The organism is Micromonospora sp. M61 (genome assembly GCF_018070245.1).
Taxonomy (GTDB): domain Bacteria; phylum Actinomycetota; class Actinomycetes; order Mycobacteriales; family Micromonosporaceae; genus Micromonospora; species Micromonospora zamorensis.
On the sequence record NZ_JAGPYA010000039.1, the window covers coordinates 21,887 to 46,595 of the forward strand.

Annotated in this window: 25 protein-coding genes; 9 read left to right on the forward strand and 16 right to left on the reverse strand. The window is 69.2% G+C overall.

Annotated features, from left to right (window positions below):
* Positions 1 to 2: 2 nt before the first annotated feature.
* Complete coding sequence (locus KBX34_RS21685; protein WP_247672072.1) at positions 3 to 2,054, forward strand: glycogen debranching N-terminal domain-containing protein; 2,052 nt, start codon at positions 3 to 5, stop codon at positions 2,052 to 2,054.
* 8 nt (positions 2,055 to 2,062) lie between these two features.
* On the opposite strand, the gene KBX34_RS33730 is transcribed toward KBX34_RS21685, so the two are convergent.
* Both KBX34_RS33730 and KBX34_RS21695 read right to left on the reverse strand, forming a co-directional pair.
* Positions 2,063 to 2,599, reverse strand: coding sequence for a hypothetical protein (locus KBX34_RS33730; protein ID WP_247672073.1), 537 nt, complete (start codon positions 2,597 to 2,599; stop codon positions 2,063 to 2,065).
* Positions 2,600 to 2,687: 88 nt separating this feature from the next.
* Entirely contained in the window at positions 2,688 to 3,641 is a 954-nt protein-coding gene (locus tag KBX34_RS21695; RefSeq protein ID WP_210926588.1) for a helix-turn-helix domain-containing protein, read from the reverse strand.
* A 94-nt stretch (positions 3,642 to 3,735) separates the two neighbouring features.
* Between KBX34_RS21695 and KBX34_RS21700 the strand changes: the two genes are divergently transcribed.
* The gene (locus KBX34_RS21700) at positions 3,736 to 4,758 is read left to right on the forward strand and encodes a trans-acting enoyl reductase family protein (RefSeq protein ID WP_210926589.1); all 1,023 of its coding nucleotides are present in this window, start codon (positions 3,736 to 3,738) and stop codon (positions 4,756 to 4,758) included.
* Positions 4,759 to 4,772: 14 nt separating this feature from the next.
* Here KBX34_RS21700 and KBX34_RS21705 read toward each other — a convergent pair whose 3' ends face one another.
* From KBX34_RS21705 to KBX34_RS21720, 4 genes are all read right to left on the reverse strand, one after another.
* The gene (locus tag KBX34_RS21705; RefSeq protein ID WP_210926591.1) at positions 4,773 to 5,924 is read right to left on the reverse strand and encodes a DegT/DnrJ/EryC1/StrS aminotransferase family protein; all 1,152 of its coding nucleotides are present in this window, start codon (positions 5,922 to 5,924) and stop codon (positions 4,773 to 4,775) included.
* Positions 5,925 to 6,007: 83 nt separating this feature from the next.
* Positions 6,008 to 7,294: a hypothetical protein gene (locus tag KBX34_RS21710; RefSeq protein ID WP_210926593.1), complete on the reverse strand. Its 1,287-nt coding sequence runs from the start codon at positions 7,292 to 7,294 to the stop codon at positions 6,008 to 6,010.
* A gap of 29 nt (positions 7,295 to 7,323) precedes the next feature.
* Positions 7,324 to 8,103 (reverse strand): formyltransferase family protein, encoded by a 780-nt coding sequence (locus KBX34_RS21715; RefSeq protein ID WP_210926595.1) that lies wholly within the window; start codon positions 8,101 to 8,103, stop codon positions 7,324 to 7,326.
* A gap of 17 nt (positions 8,104 to 8,120) precedes the next feature.
* Complete coding sequence (locus KBX34_RS21720; protein ID WP_210926596.1) at positions 8,121 to 9,122, reverse strand: Gfo/Idh/MocA family protein; 1,002 nt, start codon at positions 9,120 to 9,122, stop codon at positions 8,121 to 8,123.
* Between the two features lie 669 nt (positions 9,123 to 9,791).
* Between KBX34_RS21720 and KBX34_RS21725 the strand changes: the two genes are divergently transcribed.
* Positions 9,792 to 11,300: a DUF1996 domain-containing protein gene (locus tag KBX34_RS21725; protein ID WP_210926597.1), complete on the forward strand. Its 1,509-nt coding sequence runs from the start codon at positions 9,792 to 9,794 to the stop codon at positions 11,298 to 11,300.
* Between the two features lie 39 nt (positions 11,301 to 11,339).
* Here KBX34_RS21725 and KBX34_RS21730 read toward each other — a convergent pair whose 3' ends face one another.
* The 3 genes from KBX34_RS21730 to KBX34_RS21740 form a co-directional block, all read right to left on the reverse strand.
* Positions 11,340 to 12,419 (reverse strand): HEAT repeat domain-containing protein, encoded by a 1,080-nt coding sequence (locus KBX34_RS21730; RefSeq protein WP_210926638.1) that lies wholly within the window; start codon positions 12,417 to 12,419, stop codon positions 11,340 to 11,342.
* A gap of 7 nt (positions 12,420 to 12,426) precedes the next feature.
* Positions 12,427 to 13,095 carry a HEAT repeat domain-containing protein gene (locus KBX34_RS21735; RefSeq protein WP_210926598.1) on the reverse strand — a complete coding sequence of 223 codons (669 nt, stop codon included), beginning with the start codon at positions 13,093 to 13,095 and terminating at the stop codon, positions 12,427 to 12,429.
* Positions 13,096 to 13,266: 171 nt separating this feature from the next.
* Positions 13,267 to 13,710 carry a DUF5990 family protein gene (locus KBX34_RS21740; RefSeq protein WP_210926599.1) on the reverse strand — a complete coding sequence of 148 codons (444 nt, stop codon included), beginning with the start codon at positions 13,708 to 13,710 and terminating at the stop codon, positions 13,267 to 13,269.
* 216 nt (positions 13,711 to 13,926) lie between these two features.
* Between KBX34_RS21740 and rph the strand changes: the two genes are divergently transcribed.
* Positions 13,927 to 16,572 (forward strand): rifamycin-inactivating phosphotransferase, encoded by a 2,646-nt coding sequence (gene rph / locus KBX34_RS21745; protein WP_210926600.1) that lies wholly within the window; start codon positions 13,927 to 13,929, stop codon positions 16,570 to 16,572.
* Positions 16,569 to 17,501 carry a class A beta-lactamase gene (bla, locus tag KBX34_RS21750; protein ID WP_210926601.1) on the forward strand — a complete coding sequence of 311 codons (933 nt, stop codon included), beginning with the start codon at positions 16,569 to 16,571 and terminating at the stop codon, positions 17,499 to 17,501. The genes rph and bla overlap by 4 nt, the downstream gene beginning before the upstream one ends.
* Positions 17,502 to 17,520: 19 nt before the next feature.
* On the opposite strand, the gene KBX34_RS21755 is transcribed toward bla, so the two are convergent.
* Positions 17,521 to 17,898: a DUF4267 domain-containing protein gene (locus KBX34_RS21755; protein ID WP_210926603.1), complete on the reverse strand. Its 378-nt coding sequence runs from the start codon at positions 17,896 to 17,898 to the stop codon at positions 17,521 to 17,523.
* A 113-nt stretch (positions 17,899 to 18,011) separates the two neighbouring features.
* Here KBX34_RS21755 and KBX34_RS21760 point away from each other — a divergent pair, with 113 nt between their 5' ends.
* Positions 18,012 to 18,614, forward strand: coding sequence for a TetR/AcrR family transcriptional regulator (locus KBX34_RS21760; protein WP_210926605.1), 603 nt, complete (start codon positions 18,012 to 18,014; stop codon positions 18,612 to 18,614).
* On the opposite strand, the gene KBX34_RS21765 is transcribed toward KBX34_RS21760, so the two are convergent.
* The 4 genes from KBX34_RS21765 to KBX34_RS21780 all read right to left on the reverse strand — a co-directional run bounded on the left by KBX34_RS21765 (position 18,604) and on the right by KBX34_RS21780 (position 21,470).
* The gene (locus KBX34_RS21765; RefSeq protein ID WP_141909254.1) at positions 18,604 to 19,287 is read right to left on the reverse strand and encodes a bifunctional 2-polyprenyl-6-hydroxyphenol methylase/3-demethylubiquinol 3-O-methyltransferase UbiG; all 684 of its coding nucleotides are present in this window, start codon (positions 19,285 to 19,287) and stop codon (positions 18,604 to 18,606) included. The genes KBX34_RS21760 and KBX34_RS21765 overlap by 11 nt on opposite strands.
* A 64-nt stretch (positions 19,288 to 19,351) precedes the next feature.
* On the reverse strand, positions 19,352 to 20,179 hold the full coding sequence (locus KBX34_RS21770; protein ID WP_141909253.1) for an ABC transporter permease: 828 nt from the start codon (positions 20,177 to 20,179) through the stop codon (positions 19,352 to 19,354).
* The gene (locus KBX34_RS21775; protein WP_210926607.1) at positions 20,176 to 21,171 is read right to left on the reverse strand and encodes an ATP-binding cassette domain-containing protein; all 996 of its coding nucleotides are present in this window, start codon (positions 21,169 to 21,171) and stop codon (positions 20,176 to 20,178) included. The genes KBX34_RS21770 and KBX34_RS21775 overlap by 4 nt, the downstream gene beginning before the upstream one ends.
* Entirely contained in the window at positions 21,168 to 21,470 is a 303-nt protein-coding gene (locus KBX34_RS21780) for an antibiotic biosynthesis monooxygenase (protein WP_141909251.1), read from the reverse strand. The genes KBX34_RS21775 and KBX34_RS21780 overlap by 4 nt, the downstream gene beginning before the upstream one ends.
* Positions 21,471 to 21,530: 60 nt before the next feature.
* Between KBX34_RS21780 and KBX34_RS21785 the strand changes: the two genes are divergently transcribed.
* Together KBX34_RS21785 and KBX34_RS21790 are read left to right on the forward strand one after the other, a co-directional pair.
* A complete protein-coding gene (locus tag KBX34_RS21785; RefSeq protein ID WP_141909250.1) occupies positions 21,531 to 22,160 on the forward strand; it encodes a TetR/AcrR family transcriptional regulator in 630 nt (209 codons plus the stop codon).
* Between the two features lie 128 nt (positions 22,161 to 22,288).
* Positions 22,289 to 22,669 (forward strand): hypothetical protein, encoded by a 381-nt coding sequence (locus KBX34_RS21790; protein ID WP_210926609.1) that lies wholly within the window; start codon positions 22,289 to 22,291, stop codon positions 22,667 to 22,669.
* A gap of 93 nt (positions 22,670 to 22,762) precedes the next feature.
* On the opposite strand, the gene KBX34_RS21795 is transcribed toward KBX34_RS21790, so the two are convergent.
* Positions 22,763 to 23,194, reverse strand: a complete 432-nt coding sequence (locus KBX34_RS21795; protein WP_141909248.1) for a helix-turn-helix domain-containing protein — start codon at positions 23,192 to 23,194, stop codon at positions 22,763 to 22,765.
* Positions 23,195 to 23,310: 116 nt separating this feature from the next.
* On the opposite strand from KBX34_RS21795, the gene KBX34_RS21800 reads away from it, so the two are divergent.
* The gene (locus KBX34_RS21800) at positions 23,311 to 24,030 is read left to right on the forward strand and encodes a DsbA family protein (protein ID WP_210926611.1); all 720 of its coding nucleotides are present in this window, start codon (positions 23,311 to 23,313) and stop codon (positions 24,028 to 24,030) included.
* A gap of 340 nt (positions 24,031 to 24,370) precedes the next feature.
* Here the strand turns inward: KBX34_RS21800 and KBX34_RS21805 are convergent, their stop codons facing one another.
* Positions 24,371 to 24,703, reverse strand: a complete 333-nt coding sequence (locus KBX34_RS21805) for a hypothetical protein (RefSeq protein ID WP_210926612.1) — start codon at positions 24,701 to 24,703, stop codon at positions 24,371 to 24,373.
* Positions 24,704 to 24,709: the final 6 nt, after the last annotated feature.

The window sequence follows — 24,709 nt, forward strand, 5'->3', positions numbered from 1 at the left end:
CGATGAGGGACATCGCGGGCACTGTGGCGTGCATCGACGGGAACACCTTCATGGTGTCCGACTCCAGTGGCGATGTGGAGTCGTCCCCGGCCACGCCGGTCGGGTTGTTCGCCGCCGACACCCGCTTCCTGTCCCGCTGGATGCTCTTCGTCAACGGCGAGTGCATGACCGCGCTGTCGGTGGATGACAGCCAGTACTACGAGGTCACGTTCTTCGTGGTGCCGGGCGCGGCGGTCGACTACGTGCAGGCCGACCTGTCGGCCATCCGGCGCCGGCGCATCGGCCCGGACCTGACCGAATCGCTGACGATCTTCAACTACGGCGACCAGGACACCGACCTCGACGTGCGGCTGGAGGTGGCAGCCGACTTCGCCGACATCTTCGAGATCAAGTTTGACGTCGGTGAGAAGGTCGGCACGCACTACACCCACGTGGGCCCGAACGAGTTGCGCCTGGGCTACCGGCGCGGCACCTACCAACGTGAGGTGGTCGTGTCGGCGAGTGAGCCGGCCGAGTTCGACCCGGACGGCATCCGCTTCCGGGTCAGGCTGCGCCCTGGCGAGCAATGGTCGACGCAGTTGCAGGCTGACATGAGGGCGCTGCGTCCGGACGGCGTCGACCTGCGCTCGGCTCTGCGGGCTCAGCGGCCGGACGCCTCCACACTGCCCACCAGCCTGCGGGCCTGGGTCGAGGCGGCCCCGACGCTGGACACCGACAGCGTCGCCCTCCAGCAGGTGTACCACCGCAGCCTGGTGGACCTGGCGGCGCTGCGCTTCGCGCCGCTCTCGCTCAGCGGCGCCGCCGTACCCGCAGCCGGGTTGCCCTGGTTCATGACCCTGTTCGGCCGCGACAGCCTGCTGACCTGCCTGCAGACCCTGGCCGTCACCCCGTCGTTGACCCCACCGACGCTGCGGATCCTCGGGTCGCTGCAGGGCGTCCGCACCGACGACGTGTTGGAGGAGGACCCCGGCCGGATCCTGCACGAGCTGCGCTATGGGGAGTCGGCCGCGTTCGAGGAACAGCCGCACTCCCCGTACTACGGCACGGTGGACGCCTCGCCGCTGTTCGTCGTGCTGCTCGACGAGTACGAGCGGTGGAGCGGCGACACGGCGCTGGTGACCGAGTTGGAGCAGGAGGCGCGAGCGGCCCTGGCGTGGATCGACCAGTACGCGGACCTGACCTCCACCGGCTACATCTGGTACCAGCGACGCAACCGCGCCACCGGCCTGGACAACCAGTGCTGGAAGGACTCCTGGGACAGCATCTCCTACGCCGACGGGCGGCTGCCGGGCTTCCCGAGGGCCACCTGCGAAACCCAGGGGTACGCCTACGACGCCAAGATCCGGGGAGCGCGGCTGGCCCGTACCGTCTGGAATGACCCGGACTTCGCTGACCAGTTGGAGCGCGAGGCGGCGGCGCTGTACGACCGCTTCAACCGGGACTTCTGGTTGGAGGACCGCGGCTACTACGCCCTCGCGCTCGACCACGACGGCACTCCGGTCGACAGCCTGTCGTCCAACATCGGGCACCTGTTGTGGAGCGGGATCGTGCCGCCGGAGCGGGCCCCGCAGGTCGTCGAACACCTGATGGGTCCGAGACTCTTCTCCGGTTGGGGTGTGCGCACCTTCGCCGAGGGGCAGGGCCGTTACAACCCACTCGGCTATCACAACGGCACGGTCTGGCCGTTCGACAACTCGTTCATCGCCTGGGGTCTGCGCCGGTACGGGTTCACCACCGAGGCGGGCCGCATCGCCGAGAGCATCCTCTCCGCCGCCACCTACTTCGAGGGTCGGCTGCCCGAGGCGTTCGGCGGGTTCGACCGTGACACCACCCGGTACCCGGTCCGGTACCCGACCGCCGGCAGCCCGCAGGCGTGGTCCAGCGGAGCGTGCATGCTGCTCATCCGCACCATGCTCGGCCTCGATCCGCACGAGGACCACCTGGCCGTGGCCCCCGCGCTACCGGCCGCCTTCGGGCGGATCGCGCTCCTGGACGTCCCCGGCCGCTGGGGCAAGGCCGACGCCTTCGCCCGCCAGCGCCCCAACCAGCGCTAGCGAGACGCTCAACTGACGGTGAAGCCGCCGTGGGTACGTGTCTCCCGCAGCCAGTCGAGCCAGGCCACCCACAGCTCGTCGGTCTCCCACTCGGCGCGCAGGCTCGTCGGCGACGCGTCGTAGAGGATCAACGCCTGCTCGATCTCGGTCTCGCCCACCACCCAGGGGCCGTTGCTCGTCAACTTGAACTCGGGGATCCCCACCTTGCCGGGGCTGGTCTGCGCGGACGCCGCCCGTTCGGCCTCCTTGTAGGCGTCGTGTCGACGCTGGTCGTCGCGCCAGTCGGCGACGCTGTCGAACGGCCAGTCCGGAAAGGGCTGCGGCGTTGCCTGGTAGGTCATGCCGGCCCATCGCATGCGTTCCCGGCAGAACCCCATGCCGGCGATGTTCAGGGCGAACTGGTAGGCGTCCGCGAGCGACGAGTACTCGTCGTAGCACTGCGGCCAGTTGCCGCACGACCCGTTCAGGTCTATGCACGCTTCGGCGTGGGCGCGCGCGGTAGCGGCGGGTTCGGGCAGATCAACGTGTTCGAAGCTGTAGCCCATCGGACCCCCGACCGCCGGCAGAGCAGGAACTTGGCATTCTGCCCGACGCCGACGAGCGACGCCCCTCCGCGCGTACCCCGGTCAGGGCTCATCCCCCGGCGGGCCCGGTGGCCCGGAAGGTGCGCCGGTACGCGTCCGGCGGCACGCCGACGGTGCGGTGGAAGTGCCGCCGCAGTGTCGTGGCGGTGCCCAGGCCGGCCGCCTCGGCGATGACGTCGATGCTGTCGTCGGTGTTCTCCAGCAGCTCCTGGGCGCGGCGGATCCGCTGCGTCGACAGCCACAGCAGCGGGGTGGTGCCGGTGACCGCCCGGAAGTGCCGAGCCAGGTTGCGCGAGCTCATGTTCGCCTGCCGGGCCAGGTCCTCGACGGTCAGCGGTCGGTCCAGCCGTTGCAGCACCCAGGGGAACAGGGCGGCGAGCGGGTGGTCGTCGCGGGCGGGCACCGGGGTGGTGACGTACTGGGCCTGGCCGCCGGCGCGGTGCGGAGGAACGACCAGGCGGCGGGCGACGGCGTTGGCGACCGTCGAGCCGTGATCGCGGCGGATCAGGTGCAGGCACAGGTCGATCGCGGCGGCCTTGCCGGCGGAGGCGAGCACGGTGCCGTTGTCGACGTAGAGCACGTCCGGGTCGACCCGCACCCGGGGGTAGCGGGCGGCCAGCGCCTCGGTGTGGGCCCAGTGCGTGGTGGCGCGCAGCCCGTCGAGCACCCCGGCGGCGGCCAGCACGAACGCGCCGGTGCACAGCGAGACCATTCGGGCGCCCGCCGCGTGGGCGGCGCGCACCGCGTCGAGCAGGTCGGGCGGCACGTCCACGTCGACGTCCTCCACCGCAGGGATGATCACGGTGTCGGCGCGGGCGAGTCGGTCCAGCCCGTCGTCGGGCTCCATCTGGAACCGTCCGACCCGGACCGGGCCGGGGCCGCAGACCACCACCTCGTACCACGGGTCCGCCTGGCCGGTGGGGTCGCGGGCGAAGACCTCGCAGGCCATGCCCACCTCGAAGTGCAGCATCCCGTCGGTGGCGGCGATCGCGACAGAGGTCATGTCCGAAACTGTACGGGTAATGGCGTTCCCGACACTGGTCGGTCATCGGCCGCTGCTGGAGGCTGTACCCAGTCGATCTTCTCAGGGGGCAGCAATGGGTCAGCGTGTGGCGGTGTTCGGGGCGTACGGGCACACCGGACGGTTCGTGGTGACGGAGTTGCGCGAACGCGGGTTCGTGCCGCTGCTGCTCGGCCGCGACGAGAGCAGACTGGCGGCGTCGGGGCTCGCCTACCGGGTGGCGTCGGTCGACGATCCGGCCTCGCTCGACCAGGCACTGATCGGCGCGGACGCGGTCATCAACTGCGCCGGCCCATTCGCCTCGACCGCCGCGCCGGTGATCGAGGCCGCGCTGCGCGCCGGGATCCCGTACGTGGACGTGGCGGCCGAGATCGAGGCCAACGTCGACACGTTCGCGCACTTCAGCGAGCCCGCCCGTGCGGCTGGCGTCACGGTCGTCCCGGCGATGGCGTTCTTCGGCGGGCTCGGCGACCTGCTGGTCACCACGGCGATGGGCGACTGGACGTCGGCCGACGAGGCGCACGTCGCGTACGGACTGAGCAGCTGGCACCCGACGGCCGGTACGGTCGCCGCCGGCGCCGTCTCCCGCGAGCGCCGTGACGGTCGCCGGGTCCGCTACACCGGCGGCCGGTTGGAGTACCACGTCGACGAGCACGACCTGCCGAGCCTGGCGTGGGACTTTCCCCCGCCGCTGGGCCGGCGGCGGGTGCTCGGTGAATTCACCATGGCCGACGTCGTCACCGTCCCGAGCCACCTGGCCATCCCCGAGGTCCGCACCTACATGGCCGCCGACGCCGCCACCGACCTGGCCGCCGCGCAGGCACCGGTCGCGACCGACGAGTCGGGCCGCTCCGCGCAGACGTTCACCGTCGACGTCGTGGTGCGGCGCGGCGACACGCGACGACGTGTCGTCGCCACCGGGCGGGACATCTACGCGGTCAGCGCACCCCTGGCCGTCGAGGCGGTCCGCCGCATCCTCGCCGGTCAGACGAGGACGAGCGGTGTCGCCTCCGCCGGCGAGATCTTCGACGCGCCCGACTTCCTCCGCACGCTGTCGCCGGTCATCTCGGTCGAGCTGATCACCGACCCACCAGCGTGACCCACCTGCGCCGTCTAGGGCTGGTCGCCCAACGCGCTGGCGGCGTCGTGAACCTTCGCCAACGCCTCGACGAGGTCGGCTATGCCATCCGTGCCGTCACGGAAGACGTTCTCCCGCAGATAGATCTGGCGAGCCCACAGTGCGTCGCCTGTGTCGAACCCGAACGGCACGGCGTCCGCACCGCATCTCTGTCGAAGAAGATCCAGCCAGGGCTCGAAGAGGTCGTAGTGTCGGAGCGACGGGTACGGCGCCCAGCAGGGGATTCCCTCCGCTTCCAGCGCCCGGCGGACGGTCAGACCGTCGGCGCCCGCGAACTCCTGCGGCTCGATGGTGAGGGAGAAACGCGAGAAGCTCAGGCGCGTCAGGCGCGGATCCGCCGGGTGGATGGTGACACCTTGGACCTGGCAGGCGGAATACAGTTGTGCGGCGGCCGCCGCTCGCATCTCCCGTTGCGCCGGAAAGCGAGTGAGCGCAACGTTCAGAAGTGCGGCCTGCAGTTCGGTCATCCGGTGGTTTCCCCCACGCAGCGGCGGGCCACCACCCTTGGCGCGGCCACAGTCCACTATGGATTCGACCGCTCGTGCCAGGTTCTCGTCCGAGGTCAGGATGCTGCCACCCTCGCCGGCCGCCATACCCTTCGAGTCCTGGTGACTGAAGACCCCGAACTCCCCGAAACAGCCCGCGCCCACCTCGCGCCACCTCTGACCGTGGGCTTGGGCGGCGTCCTCCACGATTGCCACTCCCGCCTTGCGAGCGATCGCCGTGAGCCGGTCCATGTCCGCCATGTGTTGCGCGAGATGGACCGGCATGATCGCTCGGGTCCGGGAGGTGACAGCGGCTGCGACGTGATCGGGGTCCATGGCGGACGTTGCCGCCTCGACGTCGACGAAGACGGGTTTCGCACCGGCACTGATCACTGCCGCGGCCGTGGCCATGAAGCTGAGACATGGGACGATCACCTCGTCGCCTTCGCCGATTCCGAGGGCACGCAGCGCGATCTCCAGGCCGGCTGTCCCACTGCTAGTGAGGACACCGTGCCGTGCGCCCTGGTATCGCGCGAAGTCGGTGGTGAATCTCGTCGCCGCAGGGCGCGGAACTGGGTGTCCGCCCCATGCGTCGCCGGCCAGGACCTGTTCCAGCGCGCTGACGTCGTCCGCCCCGTACACCGGCCACCTGGGGTAGGGGCGGGCCCGGACGGGGTGGCCGCCATGTATTGCGAGCTTGCTCATCGCTCTCCCAACTGTGGGCACTATGCCTCGGGTGGAATGACGTGGAGCGTCGCGGGACGCGCTTTCGCCAATTCGGCCGACTCGGTCAGGTTCCGGCCCTCCAGTCGATCGGCCAACTCGTTGCCCTTGTGTCCGATGGCAGCGCCCGTGGTCGCGATGCCGGCGACAATCACCAGGCCGAAGGGTGTCTCGGTGAGGAGGTCCCGGACAACGTCGTTCCAGGCGCCGGCGACGGCGAGCGCGTAGAGCACCGTGTTCGCCCGCCGCAGGACCACGACCTGTGACCTCCGGTGGCGCAACGAACGGTGTCGGGAGGCGAACCGGCCGAACTCTCCTGAGTCGACGTGTCGCGAAAGGCTGACAATGTATTCCTCGAGACGCTCCTTCGCTTCGCCCAGGGTGCTGCTGGTTGAATTCGCGCGGAAGCGGCGCATGGCGTCGAAATATCTCAAGCGCTCCTGCTCTGCCGCGACCAGCAGGCGCTCAAAGTTCGCCGCCGTGATCGACTGACGGGTGTCCAGGGAAAGCGCATTCGCCTGGATCTCCCGCGACTCCAACGGCGCCAGCGTCGTTTCGAGCCGGCAGGTGGCTCCGATAGGCGTGATGGTCCTACCGATCTGGGTCAGATCGTGACCGTACGCATGACCCAACAAGGGCGACGCCAAGGTACGCGCATAGGCGAAGTCGAAGACGATAGTGCCGAGTTCGGCTATTCGGGTGCCAAACAGCTTGAGCTGCGGCATCTGCCGCGGTATGCCGTTCCACCACGTCCCCGGTATGGTCCCGGTGCTGTCCAGCTGCCGGGCAGCGGAATCGATTATCGCGCCGTGAAAATGTGCGGGCAGTTTGACGATGCTCTGCAGATCTTCGATCAGGTGCTCACTGATCTCGTTTTTCGCAGCGTCGACGAGGCCGGCGTCGACGCCGACTGTCGCGTGCCGGTCGTAGAGCAGGTCCAGTTCCGCTGCTGCTCGTCGGATCTCCAGGACCGACTGCCCGCCGGTCGAGATCGCGGCGGACTGAATCCCCTGCAACTTGTCGGCCAGCTCAGCGAACGTCGACGTGTCGCTGGTGAGGACGGGAACGATGCGGCGGGACGCGATGCGCGCGGCGCCGGGCGACAGAAGGAGACCTTTGGTCGCGGGATTACACAACAGCGAGGTCGCCGGAACGTAGATCTCCTCGGTGAACAGTAGGTCAAGGAAGAGACGTTCCCGGATCTGCACCTCCCTGACGGGGCCGATCCCTGCGTCGGCGGCGGTGTTGAACTGGTTGCTGAGCGCGAACAGCCCTGATACGTCGCCCATGGTCCTACGCCTTCCGGGTCTGGGATCGTCTAGTCGTCGCGCTCCACGCGACGGATGCTCACACTCACCTCGTACGTCTCGCCGTTGTCGCGAAAAGTCGACGCGCCCGGCGGCGTGGTCGCCAGCCGTGACGGAGTGAACATGCGGGCCCGCAGCAGGTTCAGCAGGCTGCGGGCGGTTGTCGGCGCGTCGAGGTCGAGTTCCGAGGCGGCCTCCAGTTCCAGGCGCCGATGGGAACTGCCGGTGCTGGCCTGCGGGCTGCGCGAAAGCTGCCCTCGCGCGATGTCGGGTAGGAGGCTCAGGTAGAGGTCTGCCAGTTCACGCTTCGCCTTGGCCAGCAGAGTCTGGCCGGTGTCCTCCCAGCCGACGGCGATCCGCCTCTGGCAGATGATGTCGCCGCCGTCGAGCCTCTCGTCGACAAAGTGGATCGTCACCCCGAACGGCTCGTCGTCACGCACAGCCCAGAAGTTGGAATTCATGCCCTTTCCATAAGGGAGGTAGCCCGGGTGAAAGTTGAGACAGCCCTGGGCGGGCAGGGAGAAAACCTCGGGATCCACGACGTAGGGCCACCACGCCAGGACAATGTGGTCGAGGCCGAGCGTCTGCAGTTGACGGACGAAGTCGGGCTCCAGCCTTCTGCCGATCGTGGCGAAAGGTCGGTCGCCGGCCATGGCCTGGAGCTGCGCGTTGGTCTCGTCGCGCCCCAACTCTGGCACCGCGATCAGCAGCACGTCGACCTCTTCACAGGCGAGCGTCAGCTCCAGGGCTTTGACGCCGACATCGTCGTTGGCGAAGAGACCAATCCTCATACGACTCCTCCGCTGTGCTACAGCCCGAAGTCGGGCGGGACGGGTACTGGCGCGCCATCCCGGTCGGCGGACTGACACGCCGCCAGGGTCATCTGCAGACTGAGCAGGTTGTGTCGCAGGGAGTGGTGTGGCTCGCGGCGCTCCACTATCGCGCTGAGCAGTTCACCCAGGGCGCCTGCGAAACCGTCGTAATACCACCCGCCCACGAGCGGCACCCGGTGCGACTCGTCGCCCAGTTCCAGGACGAGATGCTCCTGTCCCCGGACCGAACCGCGGATCGTCCCGAGGGAGCCGTGAACCCAGAACGGGTGGGTGGTATTCGGGGGCTCCGCACCGCCGACGCCTCGGATCATGGCGCAGACGCCGTTCTGGTAGGCGATCTCCGCCCACATCCCCCATGCCGTACCGCCGTCAGGTTGGCCAGGTGTCCGAAACGTCGACGCTCGCACGTGCTGGATGGGCGTGTTTTCCATCCAGCACCGCGTGATGTCGAACCAGTGCATCGAGAAGTCGAAGATCGTGAAGTGTGGATCGCGGTCGAACACGGTGCCGACGATCCGATGGAAGTTGGTGTTCTGCAGGTGAGTAATCGAGCGCACGTCACCAATGACACCTCGTTCGATCAGCAACGTCGTGGCCCGCCACGGAGGTGCCCACCGAGCGTTCTGATTGACGGCGACGACGGCTGGACCGCTGGTAGCGACGTCCAGTACAGCCTGCAACTCCGCGACCGTGCGGGAAAAAGGCTTCTGCGCGAGCACGTGCTTGCCCGACCGCAAGGCCGAGATCACCGCCTGCGGACGGTCCTCCGGCTGCGTGGCGACATCCACGAACTCCACAGCCGGATCCGAGATGAGTTCCTCCGTCGAGGAGTAGACGCGCAGCGGACCAAACCGCTCGAGCGTTCGCCGGACCGCATCGCCCGATGGATCGAAGATTCCCGCGATGGGTACGTCGTACTTCAAGTAGGTGGGAAGGTGCGCCTCGCGGACGATCCCGCCGGCGCCGATGATGCCCACCGCGGGGCGGTACCGCTCAGGGAAACGGGGTTCGTAAGCGCCGGCCGCGATCATCGCACCTCAGTTCCGCCGCATACGGACAAGTCCGTCCCATTCGGGCTGATCGATATTAGCGTGCGGTGAGCCACTTGTCATCCGAACACCCGCGGCAGGTGACGCCACGGCTGTCACGCGTGAAGCGACCGACGCACCGGTCAGGGCGACGACGGCTGACCGCCGATGCGCGACGGACCGGTTGGCGGCGTGTCAGGCGGTGCCTTCGGAGCTGAATCGTCTGCGACATCATCAGCCAGTGGACCGATCGACTCGTGGAACACCGAGGCTCCCCACCAGCCGCACCGGCGGCTGATCCAAAAATTGGACCAAGATTTGTCTCCAAAAGATGTAATCGCCGAATCCCCGGGGAGACGTGCCCGATGATGCCACCGGAGATCCGACCACACACCGCTGACCTGCACGGACGGCGGCCAGCGCACCACTTCGAGCACTTAAAGAAGACTTAAGACTGTACGGCTTAAAAACTGTTATCCAGCGCGGAGACGGCGGCGACCAGGAAACTTACCAACCACCCTTCTTAATTCTTCATCCGCAAGTTGTTGCCAGCTCCCGGCACGCCCATACTTCCTTTCGTAAAGAGCGTTATCACCGACTCAAAGGACAACACTGGTAATGCGGACTCCCCCCGCGCACGTCGCACCGCAGGACCGGGCGCTGAAGCGTCGTCGCCTCACTCGCATCACGCTCGCCTCCGCGGTCGTCGCCGCGCTCGGCGCGAGTGGCATCTACATCGCCGGCGCCCAGGCCGAAGAGGTCGACGTGCCCGGCCGGGTCCAGGCGGAGGCCTTCGCGGCGCACTCCGGCGCGCAGACCGAGGGCACCGGCGACACCGGCGGCGGCCGGAACGTCGGCTGGTTGGCCAACGGCGACTGGCTGCGGTACGACAATGTGTCGATCACCGGCGTCGACCTGGCGGCCCGGGTTTCCTCGCACAACGCCACCGGCGGCACCGTCGAGCTGCACCTCGGCGCGCAGGACGGCCAGCTGCTGGCCAGCTTCCCGATCGCGCAGACCGGCGGGTGGCAGCAGTGGAAGACCGTCACGGCGAAGGCGTCCGGTGTGCCGACCGGCGCGCAGACCGTCTTCGCCGTCATGAAGAGCACCTCGCCGTCGGACTTCGTGAACCTGAACTGGTTGACGTTCGGTCCCCCGGCGGGCACGTCGCCGAGCGCGTCGGCCAGCGCCTCGCCGACGCCCACCGCCTCGTCCGCGCCGAGTGCCACCCCGTCGGCGTCACCCTCCTCGTCGGTGCCGCCGACCGCACCGGCCGGCGGTTGGGTGCCGGTCGACCAGGCCAAGTGGAACAAGGAGCTGACCGCGTTCAATGCGCTCAAGCCCAAGGCGGTGCCGCCGGGCACCACCCGGGTGCCGGAGTTCCACACCGACTGCGGTGTCGCGAACTCCGCCGCGGACGACCCGATCGTCCTGCCCGGCCTGTCGGGCGCCTCGCACATGCACACCTTCTTCGGCCCGAAGGTCGACGCCTTCACCACGACGGACAAGCTGTTCGCGGCGGCGAACACCTGCAACGCCCCGGGAGACAAGAGCGCCTACTGGACCCCGGAGCTGCGCAAGGACGGCAAGCCGGTCCCGATCAAGAGCATGCGCGTCTACTACGGCTCGCGGGTCAAGGACCCCTCGACGGTCAAGCCCTTCCCGCCGGGCCTGGTGGTGGTCGAGGGTGACGCCAAGCGGCAGGTGGACACCCCCAAGAACGCCGGCAGCAACCAGTTCTGGTGCGCGGGCAGCGCCGAGATCGGTCGCAGCGCCGACGGCAACTGGCCGAGGTGCGCCCCGGGCGGCAACCTGATCTTCCAGCTCGTGTTCAAGGACTGCTGGGACGGCAGGAACATCGACTCGCCCGACCACAAGTCGCACATGGGCGACCCGGTGAACGGGGTCTGCACCGGCAAGTACCCGGTGGCGGTGCCGGACCTGTCCTTCATGGTCAACTACGAGTCGCTGGGCGGTGACGGTCTCAGCCTCTCCTCCGGCAAGCCGTCCTCCATGCACGGCGACTTCATGAACGCCTGGGAGCCGGAGCGCCTCGCCGACCTGGTGAAGTCCTGCCTCAACCAGAACGCCAAGTGCGGCATCGACACGACGTTCGCGGGCGGCTGACCAGCGCGTCCACCCGTTGTCGACGGACGGCCCTCTCGCTCAGGCGAGGGGGCCGTCCGGCATCGTGCCCGGCCCAGCCCCGTGGCGACGCCTTCCGGTCCCGTCGCGGAGCTTCCCGGCCCCCTCGCGGAGCGTCAGGATGGATGTCGCCGTCAGCGCGACGGCACGGTCGTCATCCTGCGACAGGCCCATCAGTGCGCGTGCGGCGGTGCTACCCGGGATGTCCGCCAGCGCCTCGGTCAGCCGCCGACGCGCGGACGGGGTCAGGGTGCCCCGGGCGAGGCGGTCGACGAGGCTGGTCGCGATCCGGTCCGCCTCCGCGGGATCGGTCGCCAGCACGCCCAACACGTCGGCCGCTTCGGCGTCCTTCGACTCCTCGACGACCATGTCGATCAGCGTCGGGACCGCGTCCGCCGCCCCCCGTGCACCGAGCGCCAGCGCCGCGTACCTGCGGACCACGACGTCGGGGCTCGCAAGGGCGTCCCGCAGCACGTCGGTCGCCGCGTCGTGCGGGATCTCGGCGATGGTCTGGACGGCACGCTCGCGTACGTCGGCCTGCGGTGAGCGGAGGCCGTCCGCGAGCAGCGCCAGGCCCTCGTCCCCCGACTGCGCCAGCGCCCACCGCAGGGCACCGGCGACGTTCGGGTCGGACTCGCTGAGCGCCGCCTCGACGAGTGCCTCCACGGGCACCGGAGCCCCGTCGACCGAGGACAGGGCCGCGCGCTGACGCCTGCCCGCGCTCGGCGAGCCCAGCGCCTGTAGGAGCGCGACGACCTGGAGGACGTCTTCCCAGTCGGCGGGTTCGGCGGCACCGATCCGACGCAGTCGGGTGAGCAGGTCCAGCTCATCCGCGATGCGCTGTCGCGTCCGCTGGATCAGGTCGTCGACGAGGTCGGAGGGTGCGAAGCCGGGATCGTCGAGTGCCCGCCGGACGTCACGCAACGACAGACCCAGGGACCGCAGGCTCTCGACCTGAAAGATCAGCCGGATGTCCTCGTCGGAGTACTCCCGATAGCCTGCGCCACTCCGACCGGTCGGCCGGACCAGGCCGAGCGAGTCGTAGTGCCGGAGCATGCGGGCGCTGACCCCGGACCGGCGCGCCACGTCACCGATCAACACCTGCGCATCATCCCTTCTCACCCATCGCTCCGAGGGCCACCACGCGCTTCGCCTCCTCGATCGCGAACTCGACACCGGCATCCGGGTCCCGGGTCAGCCGTTCCGTCGCGATCGCGTGCTCGCGTACGTGCGGGTCGAGATCCGTCATCGCGGCGCGCAGGATCGGCATGGTCACCCCACCGAGCGCGACCAGCGCCCGGCTGAGACTCAACCGCGTGTCCCGCGTGCCGCGCCCGAGCTGCGTCGCCAACACGTCGGCCAACTCGGGCTCGTGACCCTGCGGCACGAGGACGACCGCCGCTCGCCAGGCGCTTCGCGCCACCTCGTCGTCCGGGTCGGTCAGCAGCGCCCGTGTCAGCGCCGGCCAGGCCCGCCGATCGCCGATCTTGGACAACGTGTGCAACGCCTGGCTCCGGGCCTGCGCACGCTCCGAGCGGAGTTGGTCGGTGAGCTTCGGTACGGTCAGCGCGGTTGGGTGACGAATCAGTGCCCAGGTGAGCATCTCGCGTACGGAGAACTCGGGCTCGATCGCGCACCGCTCGACGAGGGTGTCGACGAACAGTGGGTCCGGGGCCGTGCCGACTGCCAGCGCCGCGCGCAGCCGCACCGACGGGTCGGCGTTCTCCAGCGCCTGGAGCGCCCGCGTGGTGTTCGTGTCCTTTTCCGGCCTGGTCATCGGGACCACCTCCTGGACCCCACTGAAGACCTTGCCACTGTGTCAAGGTCAAGGCGGCCGACGGGCACCCTGCGGGTCACCCGAAGTGCGGCGCTGGCTGGTCGGCGGACGACACCGACCCGCGCCGTCGGTCGCGCCACGGCAGACGGGTACGGCGGCAGTAGGACAGGGTCACTCCACCATCCAGGCGACACCGGGAGGTCGGACGCGCGCGGACAGTGGTCCGCCCGCGGCATCGGTCAACCCGACCTGGCCGACGAGTGTCCCGCTGCCCTCGTGTGCGGCGCGCAGCAGCTCGGTCGGGATGTCGGTGAACATCAGCTTCGCTCGTCGGAACATCGCGAAGCCGTCCTCGGTCACCGCTCCCCAGCTCAGATACAGGAACCGCGCCCCGGGCCGCCCGTGCACCCAGGGGCCGCCGACGTCGAGCATCCCGTCGATGTCGCGGCTGGACACCTCGAAACACCAGGTTGCCGTCGGCGTGTCGGCCGGCACCAGCTCGACCACCTCGGCCTTGCGCTGGACCCCGACGTGCACGTTGCCCAGCCGCAGTGCGTCGGCCTCCGCACCGGCGCGCCGCCCCGGGAGGTCGCTGCCGTCGATCCGGATCCGCATGCTGGCGACTCTAGGCCGGACGGGGGTGTGCGGCGGCCAGGCGGGTCACCGCACCGCCCTGGGCGACAAAAAGCAAAGGCCGGGAGATAGCTCTCCCTGCCACTTCTAACGTATATCGCACCTGGGGGCTTGCGGCAAGACCCCGGTCCTGGCGCAGAATCTGCGGCCGGACCAGCATCAGGACGTGACGGGGGGCATGACGTGGGTGTGTTGTCGATGGACGGGGACCGCAGTGACCTCGCACCGGTGTTGGATCTTCGGGAGGTTGACGAGACGCAGGTCGGGGTCGTCGGTGGCAAGGCCGCGCACCTGGGCGGGCTGTCGCGGATCGACGGCGTCCGCGTGCCGGCCGGGTTCTGCGTGACGACGGCCGCCTTCCGGCGGGTCATGGCGGAGGCGCCGTCGATCGACGACCGGCTCGACCAGCTGTCGCGCCTGGGCCCGGACGACCGGGAGGCGATCGGCACGCTCAGCGCGGAGATCCGCCGGAGCGTCGAGGAGACCGCGATTCCGGCCGACCTGGCGGCCACGATCACCCGCGCGCTCGCCCGGTTCGGCGACGAGGCCGCCTACGCCGTGCGGTCCAGCGCGACGGCAGAGGACACTCCCACGGCTTCCTTCGCGGGCCAGCAGGACACCTACCTGAACGTGGTGGGGCCGGAGGCGGTCCTGCGGCACGTCAGCCGATGCTGGGCGTCGCTGTTCACCGAGCGGGCTGTCATCTACCGCCTGCGGAACGGCATCGGCCACCGCGCGGTACACATGGCTGTCGTCGTACAGCAGATGGTTTTTCCGGATGCGGCCGGAATCCTGTTCACGGCCGATCCGGTCTCGGGCAACCGGAAGGTCGCGACAGTGGACGCCAGCTTCGGGCTCGGCGAGGCCCTGGTGTCCGGCCTGGTGAACCCGGACGTCTTCACGGTGCGCGACGGGGAGGTCGTCACCGGGGCGGTCGCCGCCAAACACCGTGCCGTCGCTGCCCTGGCGGGCGGCGGTACGCGGGAAGTGGCGATCGACAGGCAGCGGCAGGAGCAGCCGGCACTGACCGAGGAGCAGGTCGTGCGGCTGGTGCGTCTCGGGCGCCGGATCGAGGCGCATTTCGGCCGTCCACAGGACATCGAATGGTGCCTGGTCGACGACGACTTCCAGATCGTGCAGAGCCGGCCGATCACCACGTTGTTCCCCATTCCCTCGGCCGCTGACCAGGAGAACCACGTCTACCTGTCGGTCGGTCACCAGCAGATGATGACCGACGCGATGAGGCCGCTGGGGCTCTCGATGTGGCAGTTGACGGCCATGGCCCCGATGCTGGAGGCCGGCGGGAGGTTGTTCGTCGACGCCACCCGGGTGCTTGCCTCACCCGCGAGCCGCGCCGGCTTCCTGGAGATGGCGGGGAAGTCCGATCCGCTGATGCGCGACGCGTTGGAGACGCTGCTCGATCGCCCGGACTTCATTCCGACGGTCCCGGACGATGGTGGTCCCGGCAGGCCGACGACCGGCGGCGCGTCCGCCCCGATCGAGACCGACCCGGCCATCGTGACCGAGCTGATCGAGCGCAGCGAGGCGTCCATTGCCGCGCTGCGCCGCGACATCGCGACGGTGACCGGTACGGCGCTGTTCGACTTCCTGCTGGAGGCCTTCCAGGAGCACAAGCGGATCCTGGGTGAGCCGCTGAACATGCAGGCGATCATGGCCGGCATGGAGGCCACCTGGTGGCTCAACGACCGGCTGTACGAGTGGCTGGGCGAGAAGAACGCCGCGGACACCCTCACCCTGTCGGCTCCCGGCAACATCACGTCGGAGATGGGCCTGGCGCTGCTCGACGTCGCCGACGTCATCCGTCCGCATCCGGAGGTGGTGGCGTTCCTGCGGGGCGTCGAGGACGACGGCTTCCTCGACGAGCTGCCGAAACTCGCGGGCGGGACCGAGGCGCGCGACGCCATCGAGGCGTACCTCGACCGGTACGGCATGCGCTGCGTCGGCGAGATCGACATCACCAGGCCACGGTGGAGCGAACGCCCCAGCACGCTTGTGCCCGTGATCCTCGACAACGTTCGGCTCTTCGAGCCGGGCGCCGCCAGGCGGCGCTTCGAGCAGGGGCAGCAGCAGGCGCGGAAGAAGGCGCAGGAGGTGTTGACGCGCCTGCGGGCGCTGCCGGACGGGCAGCAGAAGGCCGACGAGACCGAGCGGATGATCGACCGGGTACGGACCTTCATCGGTTATCGGGAGTATCCGAAGTACGGCATCGTCAGCCGCTACTTCGTCTACAAGCAGGCCCTGCTGGGCGAGGCCGAGCGCCTCGTGCGGGCCGGCGTGCTCACCGAGACCGAAGACGTCTTCCACCTCACGTTCCAGGAGTTCCACGAGGTCGTGCGCTCGCACCAGGTGGACGACGAGCTGATCCGGCAGCGCAGGGACGCGTTCCGGTCGTACCAGGCGCTCACGCCTCCCCGGGTGCTGACCTCGGACGGCGAGGTCATCACCGGTGCCTATCGACGCGACGACGTGCCGGCCGGCGCCCTGATCGGTGTGCCGGTGTCCGCCGGGACGGTCGAAGGACGTGCCCGCGTCATCCTCGACATGGCTCAGGCTGATCTCGAAGCGGGTGACATCCTCGTCACGACCCACACGGACCCCAGCTGGACGCCGCTGTTCGTCGGCATCGCCGGCCTGGTGACGGAGGTCGGCGGGTTGATGACGCACGGCGCGGTGATCGCACGGGAGTATGGTCTGCCGGCTGTCGTGAGCGTGCTCGACGCCACCCGGCTGATCCGCGACGGGCAGCGGATCCGGGTGCACGGCAGCGACGGGTACGTCGAGATTCTGCCCGGGCCGTCGGCGCAGGAGGAGGAACGACGATGACGATCTCTGTTCGACGTCTGACGGCCGCCGTGGTGACGGCGTCGACAGTGGTGTCGCTGGCGGGGTGCGGCACCGGCGACGCACCCGAGGCGCGCACGACGCCAAGCCCCGAGGTGACGGCCAGCCCCGAGGTGACGGCCTCCCCGTCGCCGGCCGCCGAGCAGGAGTTCCAGCGGCTGGAGAAGACGTTCCAGGCGCGACTGGGCGTCTACGCCGTCGACACGGGCACCGGCCGCACTGTGGAACACCGACCCGACGAGCGGTTCGCGTACGCCTCGACCTGGAAGGCGTTGGCCGCCGCCGAGGTGCTGGACGGCACCACCGACGCCGAGCTGGACCGGGTGGTGCGCTATTCGGCGCAGGACCTGGTGTCGCACGCACCGATCACCGAGAAGCACGTCGCCGAGGGCATGAGCCTGCGTGCTCTCGCCGACGCCGCCGTGCGCTACAGCGACAACACGGCCGGGAATCTGCTGCTGCGTCACCTCGGGGGCCCGCAGGGGTTCGAGAAGAAGCTGCGCGGGATCGGCGACACGGTCACCGACCCGGCCCGCTACGAGACCGCCCTCAACGAGGCGACGCCGGGCGACCGACGGGACACCAGCACGGCCCGGGCTCTGGCGGGCGACCTCCGGGCGTACACAGTGGGGGATGCCCTGACGCCCGCGGACCGCGACGTGCTGCTCGGTTGGCTGAAGGGCAACACCACCGGCGCGGCGCTGGTCCGCGCCGGGGTGCCCGCCGGCTGGGTGGTCGGGGACAAGACCGGGACCGGAGGGTACGGCACCCGCAACGACATCGCGGTGATCTGGCCGCCCGATCGTGCCCCGACCGTCGTCGCCGTGCTGTCCAGCCGCGACAAGTTGGACGCCAGCCCCGACGACGCGCTCATCGCCCAGGCCACCACTGTGGTCATCGCCCAGCTGTGAGCGCTCGGCCGGCACGCGCTCAGCCGACGAGCAGGAGCACGCTGATCGCCAGCATCACCAGGGCGGTGCTCGCGTGGACGCCGTACGCGATCGCCTTTGGGCCCTTGCTGCGCAGCACGATCAGCGCGTCGCCGGTGGGTATGAGGGTGGCGGCCAGCATGAACCAACCCAACAGGTCTGACGTCGCTCCGATGATCAGGACGAAGATGAAGAGCCCCGACGCGATGTCGCGCACGCCCTTGACGGTCAACCAGGCCTGAAAGGCCCTGTCATCGGTCGGCGTGCCGGGGATGCCGAAGCCGGTTGCGGCCTGCGGCGCCCAGAAGACGCGCGCGCCGATGACGATGATCCCTGCGCCGATCAGTGCGGCGAGCACGGTGGCGACGGTGGTGAGCATGGGTTGTCTCCCCTGTTGACGGCAGCGCCCGCAGCGAAGGTTGCCGGCGCTATTTGTGCTAGCAACGCTAGATCTAGCTTCGACAGGAAGTCAAGCGTTGCTAGGATGCAGTCATGTCCGGCATCAACGAGCGCCGCGAACGCGAACGCGCCCACCGTCACCAACTGATCGTCACGGCCGCGCGCGAACTCGCGGAGACCGAGGGCTGGGAAGCGGTGACGACGCGACGCCTGGCCGAACGCGTCGAATACAGCCAGCCGGTGCTCTACAGCCACTTCAACGGCAAGGAAGCGATCGTGAGCGCCGTCGCCATCGACGGCTTCGGCGAACTCGCCGCCCACCTGCGCCGCGCGAGACTGGCCACCCCTGAGCCGGGGCAGGCCCTGCGTGCCGTCTGCCGCGCCTACCTGGATTTCGCCACCGAACGACCCGCCCTCTACCAGGCCATGTTCGTCCTGCCCACCGACCTGAGGTTCGCCAGCCCCGAGACACCGGCTCCCCTGCGGGCGGGCTTCGACGAGTTCGTCAGGTGCTTCGACCCGGACGACGAGCGCCGCGAACTGATCGCCGAGGTCACCTGGAGCGCGTTGCACGGCATGGCCGTCCTGTCGGAGACCGGCCGCATCCCCCCAGAGGGCCAGGACGTGCGGCTCGACTTCCTCGTCACCCAGTTCACCGCGCCGAATGCGGGCGGCGCGACGACCGTCACGGCTTGACTCCGATGTAACGGATGCCGGTGGCTTGGATCTCGCCGCGGTGTGCGGCTGCCCGCTCGTGGGTTACCGAACTGGGGTACAAGTCGGGGAAGAGATAGGGGGCCTCGGTGAGCAGCCGGGTGTGAAACCGGGCCTGGAGCGCTTGGACGATGGCGTGGCCGTTGTGCAGGCCCTCGCGTTCGGCCCAGTCATCGAGGTAGGTATGCCAGGGTTGCCCAGACGCGAGCCACAGCTCCCGGTGGTGGTGCAGCCAGCCGTGCTCGCCGTTGTCGGGCAACCGGTCGAAGCTCCATCGTGCGGTTGCCTCGTCGAACTTCTCGTACGACCACTCGATGATGATGAGCACGCCGCCCGGCGCGAGGGCCGCCGCGGCTCGGTCGAGTGCCCGGTCGAGGTCACTGACGTGGTGCAGCGAGGCACAGGCCACGATCGCGTCGGCCGGGCGGGTCCCCTCGTGGTTTTCGAACTCCGTCTGATGGAAGCCAGGCTCGGGCGGTGCGGCTGGATCCACGCCCACGGCGTCATAGCCGTGCTCCCGCATGGCCGGGACGAAGCCGCCGGTCGGGCCGCATCCGATCTCCACCACATGGGATGGTGCCGGTGGCAGGTGAGCTTGCACGAAGGGCCAGAGGGTGCTCAGCCAGCGCTGCTCAGCGGCTGTCGTGTCGATCATCTTGTCTCCTTCGAGTCGGCGGCCGAGGGGTGCGGCCAGCACCCCTCGGTGCCGTGATGTGTCGTCAGCTGCTGCGGAGCAGGCGCACCGACAGCGGCGCGAAGACCGCCGTCAGCACCGTGCAGGCGATCAGGATCCAGGCGAGCTGGGGGCCGGGTGTGCCGCCGGCCATCAGCTCTCGGGCGGCGGTCACCAGGTGGGTGACCGGGTTGACATCGACAAAGGCTTGCAGCCATCCAGGCAGCGTGGCCGGGTCGACGAAGATGTTGCTGAACAGCGACAGCGGGTACAGCAGCGCCTGGGTCACGCCGAGCGCGGCGCCGGGTGACTTCATGAGCAGCGCCAGCGTTGTCCACACCCAGGACAGGCTGACGCTGAAGGTGACGACAAGCAGCACCGCGGCCACCACACCGAGGACGTTGCCGTGTGGGCGGAACCCCAGTGCGAGACCGAGCCCAACGACCACCGCCGAGGCGAGCGCGTACCGTACGGTGTCGCTGAGCATTGCCCCGATGAGTGGTGCGGCGGGTCGGATCGACAGCGTGCGGTACCGGTCGAACGCGCCGCTGGCGAGGTCGATACTGAGCGCGGCGCCGGTGGTGCCGGTGGTCACCAGCAGTGTCATCACGAGGATCCCCGGGACCAGGTAGCCGACGTACGCGCCGGTCGATCCGCCGACCGCGCCGCCGAACAGGTACGTGAACATCAGGGTGAACACGACCGGGTGGACGGCGATGTCGAAGATCTGGACGGGGGTGCGCCTGATCTTCAGCAGAGCGCGTCGGGTGAACGCCAGGCTGGCGGTCAGGGTGCTGGGCCGGGACGGTCGCGGGCGGGTGGCGAGCACCGCCCCGGACCGTCGGGCGCCGGTGACACTGTCGACCGTGGTCATGCGGTCTTCTCCTTCCGGGCAGCGTCCACAGTGACCGGACGGCCGGTCAGGGCGAGGAACACCTCGTCCAGACTGGGCTGTCCGAGGGTGAATTCGGTGACCTCGACCCGGGCTCGCGACAGCTCGGCCAGCGCGTGCACCGCTGCCGCGGCGGCGGCCGGCCCGCTTTCCGGCACCTGTGCGGTCACGGCGGCTGGATCGGAGCCGAGCGCCACAGGCCCGTGCAACGCCTGGGTCAGCAACCGTTCGGCGGCGGCCCAGTCGTCAGGTTCGGCCAGACGGACGTGCAGGGTGCCACCTCCGACCGATGCCTTGAGTTGGCTGCTGGTGCCCTGGGCGATGAGGGTGCCGTGGTCGATGACGGCGATGCGGTCGGCGAGTTGGTCCGCCTCGTCGAGGTACTGGGTGGTCAACAGGACCGTGGCGCCCTCGGCGACGAGGACCCGGACCACGTTCCACACGTCGTTGCGGCTGCGCGGGTCCAGCCCGGTGGTGGGCTCGTCCAAAAACAGCAGGTCGGGGGTCACGATGAGCCCGGCGGCGATGTCCAACCGGCGCCGAATGCCGCCGGAGTACGTCTCGACCAGACGGTCGGCCACCTCGGTCAGAGAGAAGGCGTTCAGCAGCTCCTCGGCCCGGGCTGCCGTACCAGCACGGGAGTGGCCGTGCAGCCGACCGAGGAGGACGAGGTTTTCCCGTGCGGTGAGCCCATGGTCGAGCGAGGCGTACTGGCCGGTCAGGCTGATCCGGTCACGTACCGCAGCGGCGTGGCTGACCACGTCGTGGCCGAACACCCGCGCGCTACCCGCGTCGGGGCGCAACAGCGTGGCCAGCATGCGGATCGTGGTCGTCTTGCCGGCGCCGTTGGGACCGAGAAACCCGTACACCGAGCCCGCGGGGATGCTCAGGTCGATACCGTCCACGGCTCGGGTCGCGCCGAACGTCTTTACCAGGCCCGTAGCTTCGACGGCCAGGTCGCTGGAGTTCGTCATCGGGTCCAGCCGTCCTCGTCGACCAGCTCGCCCTGCTCCGCGCTGACATCACGGGCGACGGCGAACGCCGCGGCGGCCTCGGGCAGGCTCGGCGCTCCGGTGAGGGCCGCTTGCAGGGCCTCGGGCGAGTCCCACCGCCACATGTCCACCCAGGTCCGCTCGTCGACGCGGATCAGTCGGGTCTCGGTCGGACCGGCGAATGCCGCCCGGATCGCTTCGATGAGCTTCGTGCGCCGCTCCAGCACCGCGTCGGCGTCAGCGGGGTCGGCCGTGAATCGTGTCGTCCGGATGAGAGCCATCTCCGCACCTCTTCTTTAGAGTCGTTCTCTAGAGCTTAACTTTAGTGTTAAGGTACAGGTATGCAACGGGTCAAGAGCACCGGCAAGAAAGGCGAGAAGTCCCGGCAGACCCGGCGACGGATCCTCCAGGCCGCCTACGAACTGTTCGTCGCTCAGGGCTACGGAGCCACGACGCTGCAAGGCATCGCCGAGCGCGGCGACGTCGCCGTACAGACCATCTACTTCGCCTTCGGCAACAAGCCCTCGCTGCTCAAGGAGCTGGTTGACGTCACCATCGCCGGCGACGACGAGCCGATCTCCACGATGCAGCGGACCTGGTTCCTCGACGCCCTCGCGACCGACACTGCCGAGGCGCATTTGCGGGCACACGTGCGAGGCACCTGCGAGGTGCTCCAGCGGGTCGCGCCGATCATGGACGTACTAAGCGCCGCCGGCGCGCAGGATCCGAGTCTGGCCAGCATGTGGCCGCAGGACGCCGATCCGCGACTCGAAGTCCAGACCGTCGCGGCGCGCAGCCTCGTGGCCAAGCCCGGCGCCAAGGCCGACCTGTCCGTCGAGCACGCTGCCGACCTGCTCTTCGGCCTACTGAGCCCGCAGTTGTACCTGCTGTTCGTCCGCGAACGAGCCTGGACCCAAGATCGCTGGGAACAGTGGGTCTACGACACGCTCCACGCGCAGCTCTGCGCCTAGGACGAGCTTTCGGCTACCGCGAACTCAAGACCGGCCGAACCGCGTCCTGCCACCAACCCGTGCCCTGACGTACAGGCGGGCGCGCGAGCGAGGCCCGGTGATCTGCCCGCCGGTGGCATCATCGTTCGATGAACGTTCGTCGCCTGGCGGCCGTCGACATGCACGGCACCCGAGGCACCGCCCGCCGACAACGCATCATCCTGACCGAGTTCCTGGTCGGCGTCGTTGCCATGGTGACGTTGGGCACCTGGCTGCTGGCGTCATCGAGCGGCCTCGGCAGTCGAGCGATCGGCCTGTGGTTGACCGGCGCGGGGCTCAACTACGCACCGCTGTCCATCCACGCGATCGCACTGACGAGGCCCGGCGCCCTCGACGCCGAACTGACCGGCGTCGACATCGACCGGGACCTTCGCCGCTACACCGTTCTTCAACTGTGGGTCTTCGTGCCGCTCGCACTGGTCGTCTTCGCCGTACGCGACGCGCTCACCCGGCGTCGGGCGGCTCAATGAGGCCCCGAGCCCGGTCGATCATGGAGTTGTGGTGGTCCGCAAAAGCCACAATTCATCCCCGGACGGGCGCCACAACTCCATGATCGACCAGCGTCAGTCCGTGTTGCCGTTGTCGTACGTCGTCTGGTGGCGGCGGATCTCGGCATGATGGTCGGCCGACCAGGCGGCCAGGGCCAGGACGGTGGAGAGCAGTGACCTGCCCAGCTCGGTGAGGGCGTACTCGACGCGGGGCGGAACCTCGGGGTACGAGGTCCGGGTGACGAGGCCGGTGCGCTGGAGGTGCTTCAAGGTCAGCGTCAGCATGCGCTGCGAGATGCCGGGGATCGCGTCACCCAGATCCGAGTAGCGGACCGGCCCGTCGGCGAGCGTGCCGATGATCAGCACACTCCATTTGTCGCCGACGAGGTCCAGGACCTCGCGAATGAAGTCGGCATCCTCGTCGTTCCAGTGCGCACAGGGCCCCGGAGCCGCCCGGACGTTAGCCCGGACGTTGGTGCGCCTGCGCCGAAGATCCCCTGCGCTCATCCCCTGCCACCTCTCCGTCAGCCCCTTGCCACGAACATGAATGTACCTTTTGTGGCCTTCCAATTCTCATGCATGATGGCGTTACGAACAAGAAGTGAGAATAGAGGAGGAGTGCCATGAAGATCGAGTTCTGGTCGGACATCGTCTGCCCGTACTGCGGGCTGATGGACCACCGGCTCCACCAGGCCCTGGACCGGTTCCCGTACGGCGATCAGGTGCAGGTGGTCCACCGGTCCTTCCAGCTTCACCCCGACCTGCCCCGCGAGGGCGTCAGTCAACGAGAGTTGATCACGATGACCGGGGCCCCCGCGACGACCGTCGACCGGGTCCTGCGGCCCATCGAACGGGCCGCCGAGGCGGAGGGCCTGACTCCCTACCACGCGGTGGACCGCACGCTCGGGCCGACTGACCTGGCCCACGAGCTGCTCGCGTACGCGACCAACCAGGGCCGCGGCACCGAGATCTGGACGGCGATGTTCCGCGCGCACTTCGGGCAGGCCCGCAAGCTGTGGACCGCCGAGGAGGTCCTCGACTTCGCCGCCGAGGTGGGCCTGGACCGCGCCGACGCCGCTGAGGCCCTGCGCAGCCGCCGCTACCAGGCCCGGGTGGCGACCGACCAGCGCGAGGCAGAACGCCTCGGGGCGCGAGGCGCGCCCTTCCTCGTGTTCGACGGCCGCTTCGCCGTTCCCGGAGCGATCGGCATCGACGACCTGCTCGCGGTCATCGCCAAGGCGTGGGCCGAGAGCCATCCCACGCCACAACCACTGCCGACCCTTGCCGGCACCGGTGACGTGTGCACCCCGGACGGCTGTGCCGTACCCGACCGCACCAGCTGAGCCGCCCGCGCCCGTCGATCATGGACTTGTGGTGGGTGACAAGAGCCGCGACCCGTCTGCAAACGGGCACCACAACTCCATGATCGACCCGGACATGACCGAGGAGGAGGCGGTCGCCGCAGGGATGCCGGCGTGGGCCGGCCTCTCCCACGAACAGATGAACGTGGTCGGGCAGCCGGCCCGCCCGGAGTACGCGGGGCTGTGGCAGCGCTACCGGCGGGCGGCCGCACCAGCGCCGCGAGCCCTCGGTATTCCCTCACGACTTTCGCCGAATGGACGAGCGACGCTCTACGCGATTCGTCGCAGCGATGAGTGGCTGACGCCCACAGCGAGCCAACGCCTAGCGAGCCGCCTTGTCACTGAGGGACCGCGGGTACCGGAAGGCACCCAGCAGTGCGGTGATGACACCAGCGACCAGCAGGACCCTCACCACGTTGTACACCACCGTGTCGCCCGTGGAGTGCGGCGGGAAGACGTCCTTGACGAGCCAGCCCACGGCCAACCCCAGCCCGATGCAGGCGTACATCGCGGCCCGCAGGCGTGGAAGGTGCTGCGGGCGGCCGAAGATCCGGGGCACAGTCGTGCCGCCACGGCTCTTGACGAGCAGAACGGCGGCCATGGCCAGGTTGGCGGCGGCGCATACGACGGCCAAGGCCACGTCCACGGATCCCATGGGGCC

Coding starts and splice junctions, on each gene's coding strand:
- KBX34_RS21710 (WP_210926593.1), bottom strand. CDS start 7,294: ATGGGCGACGTATCAGGGCTGTTCGCGCTCAGCAACCAGTTCAACACC.
- KBX34_RS21790 (WP_210926609.1), top strand. CDS start 22,289: ATGAACGTTCGTCGCCTGGCGGCCGTCGACATGCACGGCACCCGAGGC.
- KBX34_RS21735 (WP_210926598.1), bottom strand. CDS start 13,095: ATGACCAGGCCGGAAAAGGACACGAACACCACGCGGGCGCTCCAGGCG.
- KBX34_RS21695 (WP_210926588.1), bottom strand. CDS start 3,641: ATGACCTCTGTCGCGATCGCCGCCACCGACGGGATGCTGCACTTCGAG.
- KBX34_RS21785 (WP_141909250.1), top strand. CDS start 21,531: ATGCAACGGGTCAAGAGCACCGGCAAGAAAGGCGAGAAGTCCCGGCAG.
- KBX34_RS21755 (WP_210926603.1), bottom strand. CDS start 17,898: ATGCTCACCACCGTCGCCACCGTGCTCGCCGCACTGATCGGCGCAGGG.
- KBX34_RS21725 (WP_210926597.1), top strand. CDS start 9,792: ATGCGGACTCCCCCCGCGCACGTCGCACCGCAGGACCGGGCGCTGAAG.
- KBX34_RS21805 (WP_210926612.1), bottom strand. CDS start 24,703: ATGGGATCCGTGGACGTGGCCTTGGCCGTCGTATGCGCCGCCGCCAAC.
- rph (WP_210926600.1), top strand. CDS start 13,927: ATGGACGGGGACCGCAGTGACCTCGCACCGGTGTTGGATCTTCGGGAG.
- KBX34_RS21800 (WP_210926611.1), top strand. CDS start 23,311: ATGAAGATCGAGTTCTGGTCGGACATCGTCTGCCCGTACTGCGGGCTG.
- KBX34_RS21715 (WP_210926595.1), bottom strand. CDS start 8,103: ATGAGGATTGGTCTCTTCGCCAACGACGATGTCGGCGTCAAAGCCCTG.
- KBX34_RS21775 (WP_210926607.1), bottom strand. CDS start 21,171: ATGACGAACTCCAGCGACCTGGCCGTCGAAGCTACGGGCCTGGTAAAG.
- KBX34_RS33730 (WP_247672073.1), bottom strand. CDS start 2,599: ATGGGCTACAGCTTCGAACACGTTGATCTGCCCGAACCCGCCGCTACC.
- bla (WP_210926601.1), top strand. CDS start 16,569: ATGACGATCTCTGTTCGACGTCTGACGGCCGCCGTGGTGACGGCGTCG.
- KBX34_RS21765 (WP_141909254.1), bottom strand. CDS start 19,287: ATGATCGACACGACAGCCGCTGAGCAGCGCTGGCTGAGCACCCTCTGG.
- KBX34_RS21740 (WP_210926599.1), bottom strand. CDS start 13,710: ATGCGGATCCGGATCGACGGCAGCGACCTCCCGGGGCGGCGCGCCGGT.
- KBX34_RS21795 (WP_141909248.1), bottom strand. CDS start 23,194: ATGAGCGCAGGGGATCTTCGGCGCAGGCGCACCAACGTCCGGGCTAAC.
- KBX34_RS21700 (WP_210926589.1), top strand. CDS start 3,736: ATGGGTCAGCGTGTGGCGGTGTTCGGGGCGTACGGGCACACCGGACGG.
- KBX34_RS21780 (WP_141909251.1), bottom strand. CDS start 21,470: ATGGCTCTCATCCGGACGACACGATTCACGGCCGACCCCGCTGACGCC.
- KBX34_RS21685 (WP_247672072.1), top strand. CDS start 3: ATGAGGGACATCGCGGGCACTGTGGCGTGCATCGACGGGAACACCTTC.
- KBX34_RS21760 (WP_210926605.1), top strand. CDS start 18,012: ATGTCCGGCATCAACGAGCGCCGCGAACGCGAACGCGCCCACCGTCAC.
- KBX34_RS21770 (WP_141909253.1), bottom strand. CDS start 20,179: ATGACCACGGTCGACAGTGTCACCGGCGCCCGACGGTCCGGGGCGGTG.